General features: G+C 67.8%; 15 protein-coding genes. 11 read left to right on the plus strand and 4 right to left on the minus strand.

Annotated features, from left to right (window positions below):
- The first annotated feature begins 45 nt into the window (after positions 1–45).
- From FHS96_RS12390 to FHS96_RS12430, 9 genes are all read left to right on the plus strand, one after another.
- Positions 46–1,122 (plus strand): hypothetical protein, encoded by a 1,077-nt coding sequence (locus FHS96_RS12390; RefSeq protein WP_429591512.1) that lies wholly within the window; start codon positions 46–48, stop codon positions 1,120–1,122.
- Positions 1,123–1,124: 2 nt separating this feature from the next.
- Positions 1,125–1,673, plus strand: coding sequence for a GNAT family N-acetyltransferase (locus tag FHS96_RS12395; RefSeq protein WP_047099837.1), 549 nt, complete (start codon positions 1,125–1,127; stop codon positions 1,671–1,673).
- Between the two features lie 17 nt (positions 1,674–1,690).
- Entirely contained in the window at positions 1,691–2,575 is an 885-nt protein-coding gene (locus FHS96_RS12400; RefSeq protein ID WP_429591516.1) for an EcsC family protein, read from the plus strand.
- A 60-nt stretch (positions 2,576–2,635) separates the two neighbouring features.
- Complete coding sequence (locus tag FHS96_RS12405; RefSeq protein WP_429591517.1) at positions 2,636–2,881, plus strand: exodeoxyribonuclease VII small subunit; 246 nt, start codon at positions 2,636–2,638, stop codon at positions 2,879–2,881.
- Positions 2,871–3,788 (plus strand): polyprenyl synthetase family protein, encoded by a 918-nt coding sequence (locus tag FHS96_RS12410; protein ID WP_429591520.1) that lies wholly within the window; start codon positions 2,871–2,873, stop codon positions 3,786–3,788. The genes FHS96_RS12405 and FHS96_RS12410 overlap by 11 nt, the downstream gene beginning before the upstream one ends.
- A 19-nt stretch (positions 3,789–3,807) precedes the next feature.
- Complete coding sequence (gene coaD / locus FHS96_RS12415; protein WP_429591522.1) at positions 3,808–4,308, plus strand: pantetheine-phosphate adenylyltransferase; 501 nt, start codon at positions 3,808–3,810, stop codon at positions 4,306–4,308.
- A 125-nt stretch (positions 4,309–4,433) separates the two neighbouring features.
- The gene (locus FHS96_RS12420; RefSeq protein ID WP_429591796.1) at positions 4,434–5,237 is read left to right on the plus strand and encodes a peptidylprolyl isomerase; all 804 of its coding nucleotides are present in this window, start codon (positions 4,434–4,436) and stop codon (positions 5,235–5,237) included.
- A gap of 10 nt (positions 5,238–5,247) precedes the next feature.
- Positions 5,248–6,273 carry a tRNA preQ1(34) S-adenosylmethionine ribosyltransferase-isomerase QueA gene (queA, locus tag FHS96_RS12425; protein WP_429591524.1) on the plus strand — a complete coding sequence of 342 codons (1,026 nt, stop codon included), beginning with the start codon at positions 5,248–5,250 and terminating at the stop codon, positions 6,271–6,273.
- A 14-nt stretch (positions 6,274–6,287) separates the two neighbouring features.
- A complete protein-coding gene (locus FHS96_RS12430) occupies positions 6,288–6,824 on the plus strand; it encodes an EF-hand domain-containing protein (protein WP_429591527.1) in 537 nt (178 codons plus the stop codon).
- A gap of 5 nt (positions 6,825–6,829) precedes the next feature.
- Here FHS96_RS12430 and FHS96_RS12435 read toward each other — a convergent pair whose 3' ends face one another.
- The 4 genes from FHS96_RS12435 to FHS96_RS12450 all read right to left on the minus strand — a co-directional run bounded on the left by FHS96_RS12435 (position 6,830) and on the right by FHS96_RS12450 (position 10,049).
- Positions 6,830–7,438 (minus strand): HAD family hydrolase, encoded by a 609-nt coding sequence (locus FHS96_RS12435; protein WP_429591530.1) that lies wholly within the window; start codon positions 7,436–7,438, stop codon positions 6,830–6,832.
- A gap of 10 nt (positions 7,439–7,448) precedes the next feature.
- Positions 7,449–7,574 carry a type B 50S ribosomal protein L36 gene (gene ykgO / locus FHS96_RS12440; RefSeq protein ID WP_003046794.1) on the minus strand — a complete coding sequence of 42 codons (126 nt, stop codon included), beginning with the start codon at positions 7,572–7,574 and terminating at the stop codon, positions 7,449–7,451.
- 92 nt (positions 7,575–7,666) lie between these two features.
- Positions 7,667–9,250: a peptide chain release factor 3 gene (locus FHS96_RS12445; RefSeq protein WP_429591534.1), complete on the minus strand. Its 1,584-nt coding sequence runs from the start codon at positions 9,248–9,250 to the stop codon at positions 7,667–7,669.
- Between the two features lie 67 nt (positions 9,251–9,317).
- Positions 9,318–10,049 carry a response regulator transcription factor gene (locus tag FHS96_RS12450; RefSeq protein WP_429591537.1) on the minus strand — a complete coding sequence of 244 codons (732 nt, stop codon included), beginning with the start codon at positions 10,047–10,049 and terminating at the stop codon, positions 9,318–9,320.
- Between the two features lie 289 nt (positions 10,050–10,338).
- Between FHS96_RS12450 and FHS96_RS12455 the strand changes: the two genes are divergently transcribed.
- Complete coding sequence (locus tag FHS96_RS12455; protein WP_429591540.1) at positions 10,339–11,520, plus strand: BaiN/RdsA family NAD(P)/FAD-dependent oxidoreductase; 1,182 nt, start codon at positions 10,339–10,341, stop codon at positions 11,518–11,520.
- 53 nt (positions 11,521–11,573) lie between these two features.
- Complete coding sequence (locus FHS96_RS12460) at positions 11,574–13,289, plus strand: DEAD/DEAH box helicase (protein WP_429591543.1); 1,716 nt, start codon at positions 11,574–11,576, stop codon at positions 13,287–13,289.
- The last annotated feature ends 23 nt before the right edge of the window (positions 13,290–13,312 follow it).

Consider the following 13,312-nt stretch of genomic DNA (forward strand, 5'->3'; position numbering starts at 1 on the left):
CGTCAACGGCTTGACGATCGCGGCTGCGCCCCCAATGGTCGCGACATGGCCGAAGGATCGATGACGGAGGCGCAGCTTGTCGAGCGCGCGCAGTTCGAGCGCGTGCTGCTCCGCCGCGTGCAGGGGATCGATTATCTGCCTTCGCCGGCGCCTACCGAAGGCGTGAGCGCGCGTACCCGGTTGATCGATGCCGGTACGCTCCAGCTCTATCGCTACGAACCGCGTGTTCCCGCCCGCTACAAGACGCCGTTGCTGATCGTGATGAGCACCGGCCATCGCGGCTATGTCGCGGATCTGGCGCGCGGTGATTCGCTGGTCGAATATCTGCTCGATGCCGGGTTCGACCTGTTCATGCTCGAATGGGATGCGCCACAGCTCGACGAGAATTATCTGAAGCTCGAGAATTACGTGCTCGATTTCCTGCCGCGCGCCGCGTCGCGCGTGCGCCGCGAAGCGGGGGCGGAAAGCCTGAGCGTGATCGGCTATCGCGTCGGCGGCGTGCTGTCGCTGCTTTGGACCGCGCTTAGCCCTGAACGCGGGCCACGTAACCTCGTGGCCTATGCGACGCCCTATGACTGGAGCCGGCTGCCGCTGCTGCGGCCCTGGGCCGATCGCACCATCTTCGACGTCGACAAGCTGATCGAACGCTTCGGCTGCGCGCCGGTCGATGCGCTCGACATGCGGTTCGATCTCGAAGGCGATGAGGATCCGGGCGATCAGGTCCAGCTCTGGCGCACCGTCTGGGCGGCGCCGCACCGGCGGGCCACCGGCATGTTCGTGCGCTGGACGGCAGACATGCTGCCGCAGCCCGGCGAACTGTTCCGCCAATATGTCAAACGGCTGCTGTGGGAGAACCGGCTGCTGCGCGGGTCGCTGGAGGTCGGCGGGCGCCATATCGATCCGGGCCGCGTCGAGGCGGCCTTCCTGCAGGTCTTCGCCACCCGCGACCGGATCGTGCCCGCGGCGTCGGCGCAGCCGCTGCTCACCGCGGTCGGATCGCGCGACAAGACCGAACTGGTGATGGAGGGCGGCCACGCCGACCTGTGGATGGGTGCGGCGCGCGACCGGCTGTGGCCGGGGCTGGCCGCCTGGCTCGCGGAACGATCGGAACAGGTGGGGTAGAGATGGGCGACATCGATTATCAACTGCGCGCACTGGGCCGCAACGACCTGGAGGCGATGCAGCGCTTCGCCGCCGAACTGCCGGAACATGACCTGCTGTTCCTTGGTCGCGACCTGCGTCACCCCAAGGTGATCGAGGCCTGGCTGCGCGCAATCTCCGAAGGGGAGATCGTCAGCCTGCTCGCCGAGGATCAGGGCCGTATCGCCGGCACTTCGGCGATCATTCGCGATCCGCTCGGCTGGTCGGCGCATGTCGGCGAAATCCGGCTGCTCGTCGCGGTCGATTATCGCGGCAAGGGCGTCGGGCGCATCCTGTTGCAGGAAACCTTCCGCATCGCACTGGAAATGGGGCTGACCAAGCTGACCGCGCAGATGACCGCGGACCAGACCGCGGCGATCGCGCTGTTCGAGAGTCTCGGCTTCCGGGGAGAGGCGATGCTGCGCAACCAGGTGCGCGACCGTGAGGGGCAGCTCCACGATATCGCCGTGCTCAGCCACGACGTCGCCCGTGTCGCGCGCCAGCTGCGCGCCATGGGCGTGGTGACTTCCTGATTGGCGGAGTGGCGATAATGGCGCGCGAAGCGGGCGATCCGGAGAATTTGGGCAATGCGTGCAGCGGCTTCGACGCCCCGACGCTCGAAGCGATCCGCGGTGCTGCCGATCGCTATGTCGAGGCGCACGGTCTGTTCATGCAGATCGTCGGCTGGGCGGGGCAGGCGGCGGAAGGGCTCGTCTCGCGCCTGCCGGCGGACTGGCGCGAACGGATCGACTCGGTCGGCGTGGCGGCGCTCGAACAGGCTTATGCCGCCGCGGTAGCGACGCAGCCCGGTGCTGAGGACAAGGGCCTGCGCCAGCGCGCGCTCGGCTGGACGAAGGGGGAGACCTGGCATCGTTTTGCGACGGGCATCACCGGGGCGCTCGGCGGTCTCGGCGGGATCGCGACCACGCTGGTCGATCTGCCCGTCACGACCACGTTGATCCTGCGCTCCGTGCAGCAGGTCGCCGCGGGGTATGGCGAGGATCCGGCGCTGCCCGAAACGCGCGCGCAATTGATCGCGGTGTTCGCGCTCGGCGGGCCGCTGCCCGAGGATGATACGCTCGAAACCGGGCTGTTTGCGGCGCGGCTCGCGCTGACCGGCAAGGCGGTGGCGGAAATGCTCAAGGCGGCGCTGCCGCGCTTCGGCGTCGTCGTCAGCCAGAAGACGCTCGCGCAGGCGACGCCGCTGCTCGGCGCTGCTGCTGGTGCGATCGTCAATCCGGTGTTCGCCAGCTATTATCAGGCGATGGCACACGTTCATTTCGGGCTGCGCCGGATCGAGCGGACGGAGGATCCGGAACAGGTGCGTGCCTGCTTCGAACGGCTGGTCGCCGCAGCGCGCGAAAGCCGGACGAACCTCGTTACCGAGGCGGCCCGGCGCCGCGTCCCGCGCTTCAGCCGCCCCAAGCGGAGCTGAGCGACCCTGGTAACGCTGTCAGCGCTTGACCCCCGCAGGGCGCCTCGTCACAAGCCGCACATGGTGGAAGAAGCCGATTTCTCGCAACTGAGCTTTGAGGAGGCGCTGCGGCGTCTCGAAACGATCGTCGGACGCCTCGAATCGGGCGATGCTGCGCTCGACGAGGCGATCGGTCTTTACGCGCAGGGCGACAAGCTGCGCGCGCAGTGCGAGGCGCGGCTCGCCGCGGCGCAGGCGCGGATCGAGAAGATCAGCGTCGGCGGCGACGGCCGGCCGGCCGGCACGACGCCGTTCGATGTGGACTGACCCGGTCGTGGGGGCAACATCGATCGGGCTGAGGACCGCGATGGAGCGGATCGCCGAGGATGTCGACCGGCAGTTCGATCTGCTGCTCACCGTTCCCGACGATCCCCGTGCGCGCTTGTTCGAGGCGATGCGCCACGCCGCGATCGGCGGCGGCAAGCGGCTGCGGCCGCTGCTGGTGTGTGCGGCGTGCGATCTGTTCCATGTCGACCGCGAGGCGGCGCTGCGCGTCGCCACCGCGATCGAGGCCATCCACGTCTACTCGCTGATCCACGACGATCTGCCGTGCATGGACGATGACGATCTGCGCCGCGGCAAGCCGACTGTCCACAAGGCGTTCGACGAGGCCACCGCGGTGCTCGCTGGTGATGCCCTGCACGCGCTGGCGTTCGAGATCCTGGCCGACGAGGCGACCCACGCCGACCCGTTCGTCCGTATCGAACTGGTCCGTGAACTGGCCCGTGCCGCCGGACCTGCGGGCATGGCAGGCGGCCAGATGATGGATCTGGCCGCCGAGGATGCCGCGTTCGACCTGCAGACCGTCACCCGGTTGCAGCAGATGAAGACGGGCGCGCTGATCGCCTTCTGCCTTGAAGCCGGCGCGATCATGGGGCGCGTGCCGCCCGAGGGGCGCACCGGCCTGCGCGGCTACGCCCGGGATATCGGCCTCGCCTTTCAGATCGCCGACGACATCATCGACGTCGAAGGCAGCGAGGAACAGGCGGGCAAGAAGGTCGGCAAGGATGCGGAGCGCGGCAAGGAGACCTTCCTGTCGCTGCTGGGACTCGAGCGGGCCCGCGCGCAGGCGCGGATGCTCGTCGACCAGGCGGTCGCGCACCTCCATACGTTCGGTAGCGAGGCGCAATTGCTGCGTGACATCGCGCACTATGTCGTCGCGCGCGACCGCTGATTCTGTAGGAAGAAACGCCATGCGCATCGGGGTCTATCCCGGCACCTTCGATCCGGTCACGCTCGGCCATATGGATATCATCCGGCGCGGCGCGAAACTGGTCGACCGGCTGGTCATCGGCGTCACCACCAACCCCTCCAAGTCGCCGCTGTTCACTGTCGACGAACGGATGGATATGGTGCGGCGTGAAGTCGAGACGATCGGTGGCGAGATCCACGTCGTCTCGTTCGATTCGCTGCTGATGGATTTCGCCGAGCGCGAAGGCGCCAGCGTGATCGTGCGGGGGCTGCGCGCCGTCGCCGATTTCGAATATGAGTATCAGATGGCGGGGATGAACCAGCAGATCAACGACCGGATCGAGACGGTCTTCCTGATGGCCGACGTGTCGCTGCAGCCGATCGCGTCGAAGCTGGTCAAGGAGATCGCCCTGTTCGGTGGGCCGATCCATCGGTTCGTGACCGCGGCGGTGGAGGCGGACGTCGTCACCCGCGTCGCTGCGATCGGCCGCAAGGGAAGCTGATGCGTTCATCGCCGGCTCATGCGATGGATGCTCAACGGGCGCGCCGCACGCGCGCGAAGTGGGAGTTTCAAGTGATCAAGCGTTTCCTGATCGGTCTGATCGCGCTGTTCGGGCTGGTCGTTGGCATGAACGCCGCGCAGGCCGCCAAGGATGAGCCGACGCCGGCCCCGGTGCCCTCGATCGTGCCGCCGCCCGCGACGCCCGACAACATCCTGGTGCTCGACCTGTCGACCGGCGGGCGCGTGCGCATCCAGCTCCGGCCGGACGTGGCGCCCAACCATGTCGAGCGGATCAAGACGCTGGCGCGCCGCGGCTTCTATGACGGGGTGATCTTCCACCGCGTGATCGACGGCTTCATGGCGCAGACGGGTGATCCGCAGGGCACCGGTGCCGGCGGATCCGAGCTTCCCGACGTGCAGGCCGAGTTCAACCGCCTGCCGCACGTGCGCGGCGTCGTTTCGATGGCGCGCGCCGACAACGAGAACAGCGCGAACAGCCAGTTCTTCATCATGTTCATGCCGGTGATCCGCCTGGACGGCAAATATACCGCGTTCGGCCGCGTGCTCGACGGCATGCAATATGTCGATGCGATTCCGCGCGGCGAGCCGCCGGCGGAGCCCGCCAGCATCATCCGCGCCTTCATCGAGGCCGATGGCGAGCGTGCGCCGATCCCCCGTTCGGCGCAGCCGCCGGTACCGGCCCCCGGCCAGCCCGCAGCGCCGACTGAAGCGGTCGCGCCGGCGGTGCCGCCGGCCGCCGAACCCGCCCCGGCGCCCGCCGAATCGACCTCGCCCGGTGAAGCGGTCGATGCGGCCACCGGACAGCCGGTTGCCGACGCGCCGGATGCGGCGACCGAGGCAGCGCCGCCGGCCGCCGACGAAGCCGCAGCCGCTGCGGCGGAGCCTGAAGCGGCCAGCCCGCAGCTTTGAGGCCCGGCGCGTGCGCGTCGATCTGTTCGATTTCGAGCTTCCCCCCGAACGCATCGCGCTGCGCCCGGCGAACCCGCGGGACAGTGCACGGCTGCTGCTGCTGAACGGCACCGAGACCGCCGACCATATCGTGCGTGAACTGCCGTCGCTGCTTCGGCCCGGCGATTGCCTGGTGTTCAACGACACGCGGGTGATCCCCGCGCAGCTCGACGGGCATCGCGGCGAGGCGTCGGTCGGCGCAACCTTGCACAAGCGCGAAGGGCCGCGCCGCTGGCGTGCTTTCCTGCGCAACGCCCGCCGCGTGCGCGAGGGCGATCTCATCGATTTCGCCCATGGCGTTTCCGCCACCGCAACCGGGAAGGGGGCGGATGGCAGCATGGCGCTGACCTTCATGGGCGACGAGCCGGTCGAACTGCTGCTCGAACGCGCCGGCCGCATGCCGCTGCCGCCCTATATCGCCGCGCGCCGCACCCCCGACGATGCCGATGCCGACGATTATCAGACGATGTTCGCGCGTGAAGCCGGCGCCGTCGCGGCGCCGACCGCGGCGCTGCACTTCACCCCCGACCTGATGGCAGCCTTCGCCGCGCATGGCGTGGAGCATGATACGCTGACCTTGCATGTCGGTGCCGGCACCTTTCAGCCGGTGAAGGTGGAGGATACGGTCGACCACCAGATGCACGCCGAGTGGGGCCGCATCGATGCCGCCACCGCTGACCGGCTGAACGCGGTGCGCGCGCGCGGCAACCGGCTTATCGCCGTCGGCACCACCAGCCTGCGGTTGCTGGAAAGTGCGGCGGGCGAGGATGATGTGATCCGTCCGTTCGAGGGCGACACTGCGATCTTCATCACTCCCGGCTACCGCTTCCGCGCGATCGATGGGCTCGTCACCAATTTCCACCTGCCACGTTCGACCTTGTTCATGCTGGTCTCCGCGCTGATGGGGCGGGATCGGATGCAGGCGGCCTATGCGCACGCGATCGCCAATGGCTATCGCTTCTATTCCTATGGCGACGCCAGCCTGCTCCTGCCCTGAGGGGAATCCTTATCATGCGCCGCGCTTCGCTGCTGATCCTGCTCGCCGGCCTTGCCGCCACCGTGCCCGCGCTGGCGAAGAAGAAGGAACCTTTGCCCTATCGGCCGACCACGCCGACGATCTTCGCGCTGCCGTTGTCGCTCGCCATTGCCGGCTTCGACGCCGATGGCGACACGCGGGTGACGCGCGCTGAATATGATGCCGGCGTCATCCGTGAATGGACGCGCGCCGATACTGACGGAGATGGCACGCTCGGCGCGATCGAACATGGCGCCTGGGCGGAACGGACACTCGGCAGTCCCGGTGCGCTACCGAGCCTGCTTGACCTTGACCATGATGGCGACGACCGCATCAGCCGCGAGGAATTCACCCGCTTTTTCGCGCAGCGCTTCGCCGCGCTCGACAAGGATAAGGATGGGGTGCTGACGCGTGGCGAACTGATCAGTCTGCGCGTGGATCCGTCGATGCTCGGCAAGCCGGGTGCCCCTGGCGTGCCGCCGGGCGGACAGGGCGGCGCCGTGCCGCCGCAAGGGCCGCCGCCGCGGCAATAGCCACGCTAAAGCAGCCCGTGACGCACCAGTTCGGCGCGCAGCGGCGCTGCGCCGGCGAAATGGTGCGCGTGCATGCCCGCGGCGCGCGCGCCTTCGACATTGTCGAGGCGGTCGTCGATGAAGATCATCTGCTCGGCGGGCAAGCCGAACCGGCCGATGGCGAGCGCGTAGATCGCCGGGTCCGGCTTCACCAGTTTTTCGTCACCCGAAACCACGATGTCGCGGAAGCGATCGAACATCGCCTGCTCGCGGGCCCGGAAGGGCACCCAGAACTCGCCTGAGAAGTTGGTGATGCCGAACAGCGGGACGCCCGCCGCATCGAGATCGGCGACGAGCTCGGCCATCCCGGGGAGCGCCGGGCCGATCGAGTCGGAAAAGCGCTCGCCCCACGCGGTGATCAGCGCGGCATGCTGCGGATGCAGCGCGATCAGCTCCGCGCTGGACTCGGCGAAGGGCCGGCCACCGTCATGCTGAAAGTGCCACTCTTCGGTGACGACATCGCGCAGAAACGCGTCGAGCGCCCGATCATCATCGATCAGGCGCTCGTAGAGGAGCCGGGGGCTCCACGGAAACAAGACATTGCCGACATCGAAAACGACGGCAGCAACGCTCACCGCGCGTGACTCAGCCCTGGCGGGCCTTGAAACGACGGTTGGTCTTGTTGATCACGTAGGTACGGCCGCGACGACGGATCACGCGGTTATCCCGGTGACGGTCCTTGAGCGACTTCAGGCTGTTGCGGATCTTCATGGCGATTCGCTTCTCTTGAATCTCTGAGTTGTCTGGAAAATCGAGGCGCCCGCCTAGGCGGAGGGGCGGCGGAAGTCAAGGGTGAGAGGTGGCTAGTGCCGCTCCTTCGTCGCCGAGAAGCGGATCGCCGGGCTCTTGCCCTGCACATAGTTCATCTCCCACGCGTCGCGGGCAAGGAACACGGGCTGGCCGTCGCGGTCATTGGCGAGCGCGCTGCGGTGGAGGCCGATGAATGCCTTGAGATCCGCGTCGCTGTCCGCGGCGATCCAGCGCGCCACGTCCCACGGCGAGGGCTCCAGCCGCGCGTCCACCTTATACTCGTGCTGGAGTCGTGAGATCAGCACTTCGAGCTGGAGCTGCCCGACCACGCCGACGATCCATTGCGAGCCGATCTCCGGGTAGAACACCTGGATCACGCCCTCTTCGGAGAGATCGTCCAGCGCCTTGCGGAGCTGCTTGGTCTTGGTCGGATCGGCCAGTGCCACGCGGCGCAGGATTTCGGGTGCGAAATTGGGCAGGCCGGTGAAGCGCACCCCAGGCTGCTCGGCCAGCGTGTCGCCGACGCGCAACGTGCCATGGTTGGGGATGCCGATGATGTCGCCCGGCCACGCCTCGTCCGCCAGTTCGCGTTCGCGCGCGAAGAAGAGGATCGGGCTATGCACCGCGATCGGCTTGCCGTGGCCCGTGGGTGTCAGCTTCATGCCGCGCCGGAACTTGCCCGAGCAGAGCCGCATGAAGGCGATGCGGTCGCGGTGCTGCGGGTCCATATTGGCCTGCACCTTGAACACGAAGCCGGTGACGTTCGCGTCGTCGGGGCTGACCGCCGCGGGTTCGGCGGGCTGCGCGCGGGGGGAGGGTGCGTGCGCGGCGAGCGCGCGGATCAGTTCCTCGACGCCGAAATCCTTCAGCGCGGAGCCGAAATAGACCGGGGTCAGGTCACCGCCGCGATAGGTCGCCGCGTCGAAGCCGGAATAGCCGCCGACGGCAAGCTCCGCCTCTTCGCGCAGGCGCTGGACGCCTTCGTCCGAAAGCAGGCTGTCGAGCCGGTCGTCATCGAGGCCGGACACCGATTCGCGGCGCCCTTCGAACGCGCCGGTGGCGTCGTCCGCCGGCATGCGCAGCACATCGTTGGCGATGTCGTAAATGCCCTCGAACTGGCCGCCCATGCCAACCGGCCAACTCATCGGGCACACGTCGAGCTGGAGCTGGTCGGCGACCTCGTCGAGCAGCTCGAACGGGTCGCGGCCCTCGCGGTCGACTTTGTTGACGAAGGTGATGATCGGCACCGAACGCAGCCGGCACACCTCGAACAGCTTGCGCGTCTGCGGCTCGATGCCCTTGGCGGCGTCGATCACCATCACGGCGCTGTCGACCGCGGTCAGCGTGCGATAGGTGTCCTCGCTGAAATCCTCGTGGCCCGGCGTGTCGAGCAGGTTGAAGGTCAGCCCGTCATATTCGAAGGTCATGACCGACGAGGTGACGGAAATGCCGCGCTGCTGCTCGATCTTCATCCAGTCCGATCGGGCGCGGCGGTTCTGTCCGCGCGCCTTGACCTCGCCGGCGAGGTGGATTGCGCCGCCGGCCATCAGCAGCTTTTCGGTGAGGGTGGTCTTGCCGGCGTCGGGGTGCGAGATGATCGCGAAGGTGCGCCGGTCGGGGCGGTTTGAGATGCTCATATTGGGCGCCGCCCCTAGCAGTCCGGCGCCTTCGCTGCCAGCGCTTCTCTGGCTGCCACTCTTTTGGTCAGCGCAACTCGGAAAGATTGCCGACCGCGATGGGTGTGCTCTGCGCGCCGGCGGGATCGAGGCGATAGCCGAAGCCGTAGATCGGCGTCAGCCGGAAGCCGCGATCGGGCTTAAGCCCCAGCTTCGCGCGCAGTTTCGACATGTGCGAATCAAGCGTGCGGGTCGGCCGATCCGGATCGCGGCCCCACAGTGATTCCAGCAGCGCCGCGCGTGACAGCGGGCGGGCGAGGTTGCGAAACAAGGTCAGCGCCAGCGTGAATTCCTTGGCGGTGACGGAAATATCTTCGCCGCGATAGGCGATCTGGCTGTTGCCGATGTCGAACAGGAACTCGCCGAACTTTTCCGATGCGGTCGGGGCGTCGGCGGCGTGGACGCGCCTGGCGATGGCGTCGATCCGCGCACGCAGCACCGCCGGCGCGATCGACCGGGCGAGATGATCGTCGGCGCCGGCCTGCAACGCGTCGACGATGTCGCTGTCCTTCGGCCAGGGCGACAGCGCGATGATCGTCAGCGAGGCGCCGAACCGGTTGCGCAGCCAGCCCAGCAGCGACGACGCGGCGGCGCCCAACTGCTCCCAATCGATCAGGACGAGGTCGAACGTCTCGCCGGGGCGCTGCTCCGCCAGCGTCTGCGCATCGGTGAAACCACGCGCCGCATGTCCCGCGGCCTTAAGAATATCTTCAAGCGTTTTGCGATAATCATTGTCGTTCTGAACGATGGCGACATTCATGGTGGGCGGAGGGCTCCCCTTGCGCAATACACGTGGCTGAGACGATAGCCATGACCAGCAGATCGGGGAAGTGTCCCTAACAGCTAAATTGTTAACAATTGTAAAATACGGTGCAGATGCGCGATACGGTGATATTCCGCTGCGTTGTTCTGCAATTCTAGGCAGCGGTCGCGCATGTCGATTGTGCATGACTTGCTCTATGCTATGCAAGCGTCTCTCGCGGTCTTGCGGCTGTCTGCAAGCAGCGATGCGACTTGCCCTTGCCAGGCGCGGCCCCTAGCAGCCGCCGATGACCATCCAGAGCCATGATGCGATCATCCTGGGCGCCGGCGCCGCGGGATTGATGTGCGCGGCGACCGCCGGCCAGCGCGGGCGGCGGGTATTGCTGCTCGATCATGCCGATCGGGCTGGCAAGAAGATCCTGATTTCGGGCGGCGGGCGGTGCAACTTCACCAATATCGGCACTACGCCCGATCGCTTCCTCTCCGCCAACCCGCATTTCGCGCGCTCAGCGCTGGGGCGCTACACGCCAGCGGACTTCCTTGCTTTGGTCGAAGCCCATGGCATCGCCTGGCATGAGAAGACGCTCGGCCAATTGTTCTGCGACGGATCGGCGCGGCAGATCGTCGACATGCTGCTCGACGAATGCGCGAAGGGCGCGGTCGAGATCGGGCTGGCGCGGCCGATAACCGGCATCGACCATGGCGACGGACTGTTCCGCGTTTCGGTCGATGGTCGCAGCTTCGCCGCGCCGGCACTGGTGGTCGCGACCGGCGGCCCCTCCATCCCCAAGATGGGCGCCACCGGCTTCGCCTATGAAGTCGCGCGGCGCTTCGGCCTGAAAGTGGTCGAGCCGCGGCCGGCGCTGGTGCCGCTGACCCTGGGTGGTGACGAGTTGCTGTTCCGCGAACTTTCGGGCGTCGCGACCGAGGTGGTGGCAAGCTGCGGCAAGACGCGCTTTCGCGAGGCTGCGCTGCTTACCCATCGCGGGCTCAGTGGCCCCGCCATCCTCCAGATCTCCTCCTACTGGCGGCATGGCGAGGCGATCCTGCTCGACTTCCTGCCCGATGCCGATGCGCCGGCGCTGCTGCGTGCCGCCAAGCGTGCAAGACCGCGCGCCGGGCTGGCATCCGTGCTGGCCGAACATCTCCCGCAACGGCTGGCGGGGGCGCTGGCGGCGCGTCTCGGGCTGGCGGGCGAGCTTGGTGCGATGACCGACAAGGCGCTCGATTCGGCCGGGCAGCAGCTTGGTGGCTGGCGCTTCCTGCCCAACGGCACCGAAGGCTATGCTAAGGCGGAGGTGACCTTGGGCGGCATCGCCACCGCCGGCCTGTCGCAACGCACGCTCGGCGCAACGGTGGTTCCAGGGCTCCACGCGATCGGCGAGGCGGTGGATGTGACGGGCTGGCTGGGCGGCTATAATTTCCAATGGGCGTGGGCCAGTGGCCGAGCGGCCGGAGATGTGCTATAGCCCCCTTTTAAAGGGTGCTGGCACGCTTGCCGCCCCAGCCTTCAGGATCGCCAATGTCTTTCGAAAATCTGCCGCCCTTGCTCGGCGAAGCTCTCGCCGCGCGCGGCTATGAGTCGCTCACCTCTGTCCAGTCCGCCGTGCTCGCTCCCGAGGCCGCGGGGCGCGACCTGATCGTCTCGGCGCAGACCGGTTCGGGCAAGACGGTGGGCTTCGGCGTGGCGATGGCGGCGGACCTGCTGGGCGATGCCGATCGGCTGGCACGGCCGGGCGCACCGCTCGCGCTCGTCATCGCGCCGACGCGCGAACTGGCGCTGCAGGTGCAGCGCGAACTGCAATGGCTCTATGAGGCGGCGGGTGCGCGGGTCATTTCCTGCGTCGGCGGCATGAACGTCCGCGCCGAGCAGCGCGCGCTGGCGCAGGGTTGCCACATCGTCGTCGGCACGCCGGGCCGCCTGTGCGACCATCTGGAGCGCGGTGCGCTGCAGACCGGGTCGATTCGCGTCGTCGTGCTCGACGAGGCGGACGAGATGCTCGACATGGGCTTCCGCGACAATCTGGAGCAGATTCTGGATGCGACGCCGACCCAGCGCCGCACCTTGCTGTTCTCGGCGACGATGCCGGCGCCGATCGCACAGCTCGCCAAATCCTATCAGCGCGACGCGCTGCGCATCTCGACCGTGACCGAGCAGCGCGGCCACGGCGACATTGCCTATCAGGCGGTGACGGTTGCGCCGGGCGACATCGAGCATGCCGTCGTCAACCTGCTGCGCTTCCATGAGACCGCGGGCGCGATCGTGTTCTGCGCGACTCGCGAGAATGTCCGCCACCTCCACGCCAGCCTCGTCGAGCGCGGCTTCGGTGCTGTCGCGCTGTCGGGCGAGCACAGCCAGAATGAACGCAACCAGGCGTTGCAGGCGCTGCGCGATCGCCGAGCCCGCGTCTGCGTAGCCACCGACGTCGCCGCGCGCGGTATCGATCTGCCCGATCTGCGCCTCGTCATCCACGCGGAACTGCCGCGCGACGCCGAGACCTTGCAGCACCGCTCGGGCCGCACCGGCCGCGCCGGCAAGAAGGGCACCGCTGCGCTGATCGTGCCCTATCCGCGGCGTCGCCGCGTCGAATCGATGCTGCGCGGCGCGCGCATCTCGGCGGAGTGGGTTGAGGCGCCGACACCCGAGATGATCCGCGCGCAGGATGATGAGCGGCTGATCGAGACACTGAGCCAGCCGGTCGAGGTGGAAGAGGCCGATCGCGCCCTCGCCGCTCGGCTGCTGGAGACGATGTCGGCGGAGGATGTCGCCGCGGCCCTGGTCCGCGCGCATCGCTCGGCACTGCCCGAACCAGAGGAACTGATGGTCGATACCGGCCCGGTGCGGCGCGGGCGTGACGATGCGCCGGATGGCCGCGGCGATCATGGTGACCGTGGCGATCGTGGTGAACGCGGCGTGTGGTTCCGCCTCGATCTCGGCCGCCAGCACCGCGCTGATCCGCGCTGGCTGCTGCCCCTGATCTGCCGCCGTGGCCACATCAGCAAGGGCCAGATCGGCGCGATCCGCATCGGCGATCGCGAGACGTTGTTCGAAGTGGCGATGAGTGTGGCGGACCGCTTCGCCGATGCGGTCAAGCGGACTGCGAGCGACGATCCCGACAGCGATGGCGGCAACCGCATCGAAATGGCGCATGGCGCGCCGGCTCCGCGCGCGCGACCGTCACGCCCGCATCAGGCGCGGCCGACGCAGGCGAAGCGCCCGCGGCAGTACCGGCGCTAACGCATTTTCTTCCCCGATGCGCG

This window comes from Sphingomonas zeicaulis, assembly GCF_050433225.1.
Taxonomy (GTDB): Bacteria; Pseudomonadota; Alphaproteobacteria; order Sphingomonadales; family Sphingomonadaceae; genus Sphingomonas_D; species Sphingomonas_D zeicaulis.

Excerpts from the sequence above, each read along its gene's own strand:
- FHS96_RS12390 (WP_429591512.1), top strand. The coding sequence starts at position 46 with ATGGCCGAAGGATCGATGACGGAGGCGCAGCTTGTCGAGCGCGCGCAG.
- FHS96_RS12395 (WP_047099837.1), top strand. The coding sequence starts at position 1,125 with ATGGGCGACATCGATTATCAACTGCGCGCACTGGGCCGCAACGACCTG.
- FHS96_RS12400 (WP_429591516.1), top strand. The coding sequence starts at position 1,691 with ATGGCGCGCGAAGCGGGCGATCCGGAGAATTTGGGCAATGCGTGCAGC.
- FHS96_RS12405 (WP_429591517.1), top strand. The coding sequence starts at position 2,636 with ATGGTGGAAGAAGCCGATTTCTCGCAACTGAGCTTTGAGGAGGCGCTG.
- FHS96_RS12410 (WP_429591520.1), top strand. The coding sequence starts at position 2,871 with ATGTGGACTGACCCGGTCGTGGGGGCAACATCGATCGGGCTGAGGACC.
- coaD (WP_429591522.1), top strand. The coding sequence starts at position 3,808 with ATGCGCATCGGGGTCTATCCCGGCACCTTCGATCCGGTCACGCTCGGC.
- FHS96_RS12420 (WP_429591796.1), top strand. The coding sequence starts at position 4,434 with ATGAACGCCGCGCAGGCCGCCAAGGATGAGCCGACGCCGGCCCCGGTG.
- FHS96_RS12430 (WP_429591527.1), top strand. The coding sequence starts at position 6,288 with ATGCGCCGCGCTTCGCTGCTGATCCTGCTCGCCGGCCTTGCCGCCACC.
- ykgO (WP_003046794.1), bottom strand. The coding sequence starts at position 7,574 with ATGAAGATCCGCAACAGCCTGAAGTCGCTCAAGGACCGTCACCGGGAT.
- FHS96_RS12445 (WP_429591534.1), bottom strand. The coding sequence starts at position 9,250 with ATGAGCATCTCAAACCGCCCCGACCGGCGCACCTTCGCGATCATCTCG.
- FHS96_RS12450 (WP_429591537.1), bottom strand. The coding sequence starts at position 10,049 with ATGAATGTCGCCATCGTTCAGAACGACAATGATTATCGCAAAACGCTT.
- FHS96_RS12455 (WP_429591540.1), top strand. The coding sequence starts at position 10,339 with ATGACCATCCAGAGCCATGATGCGATCATCCTGGGCGCCGGCGCCGCG.
- FHS96_RS12460 (WP_429591543.1), top strand. The coding sequence starts at position 11,574 with ATGTCTTTCGAAAATCTGCCGCCCTTGCTCGGCGAAGCTCTCGCCGCG.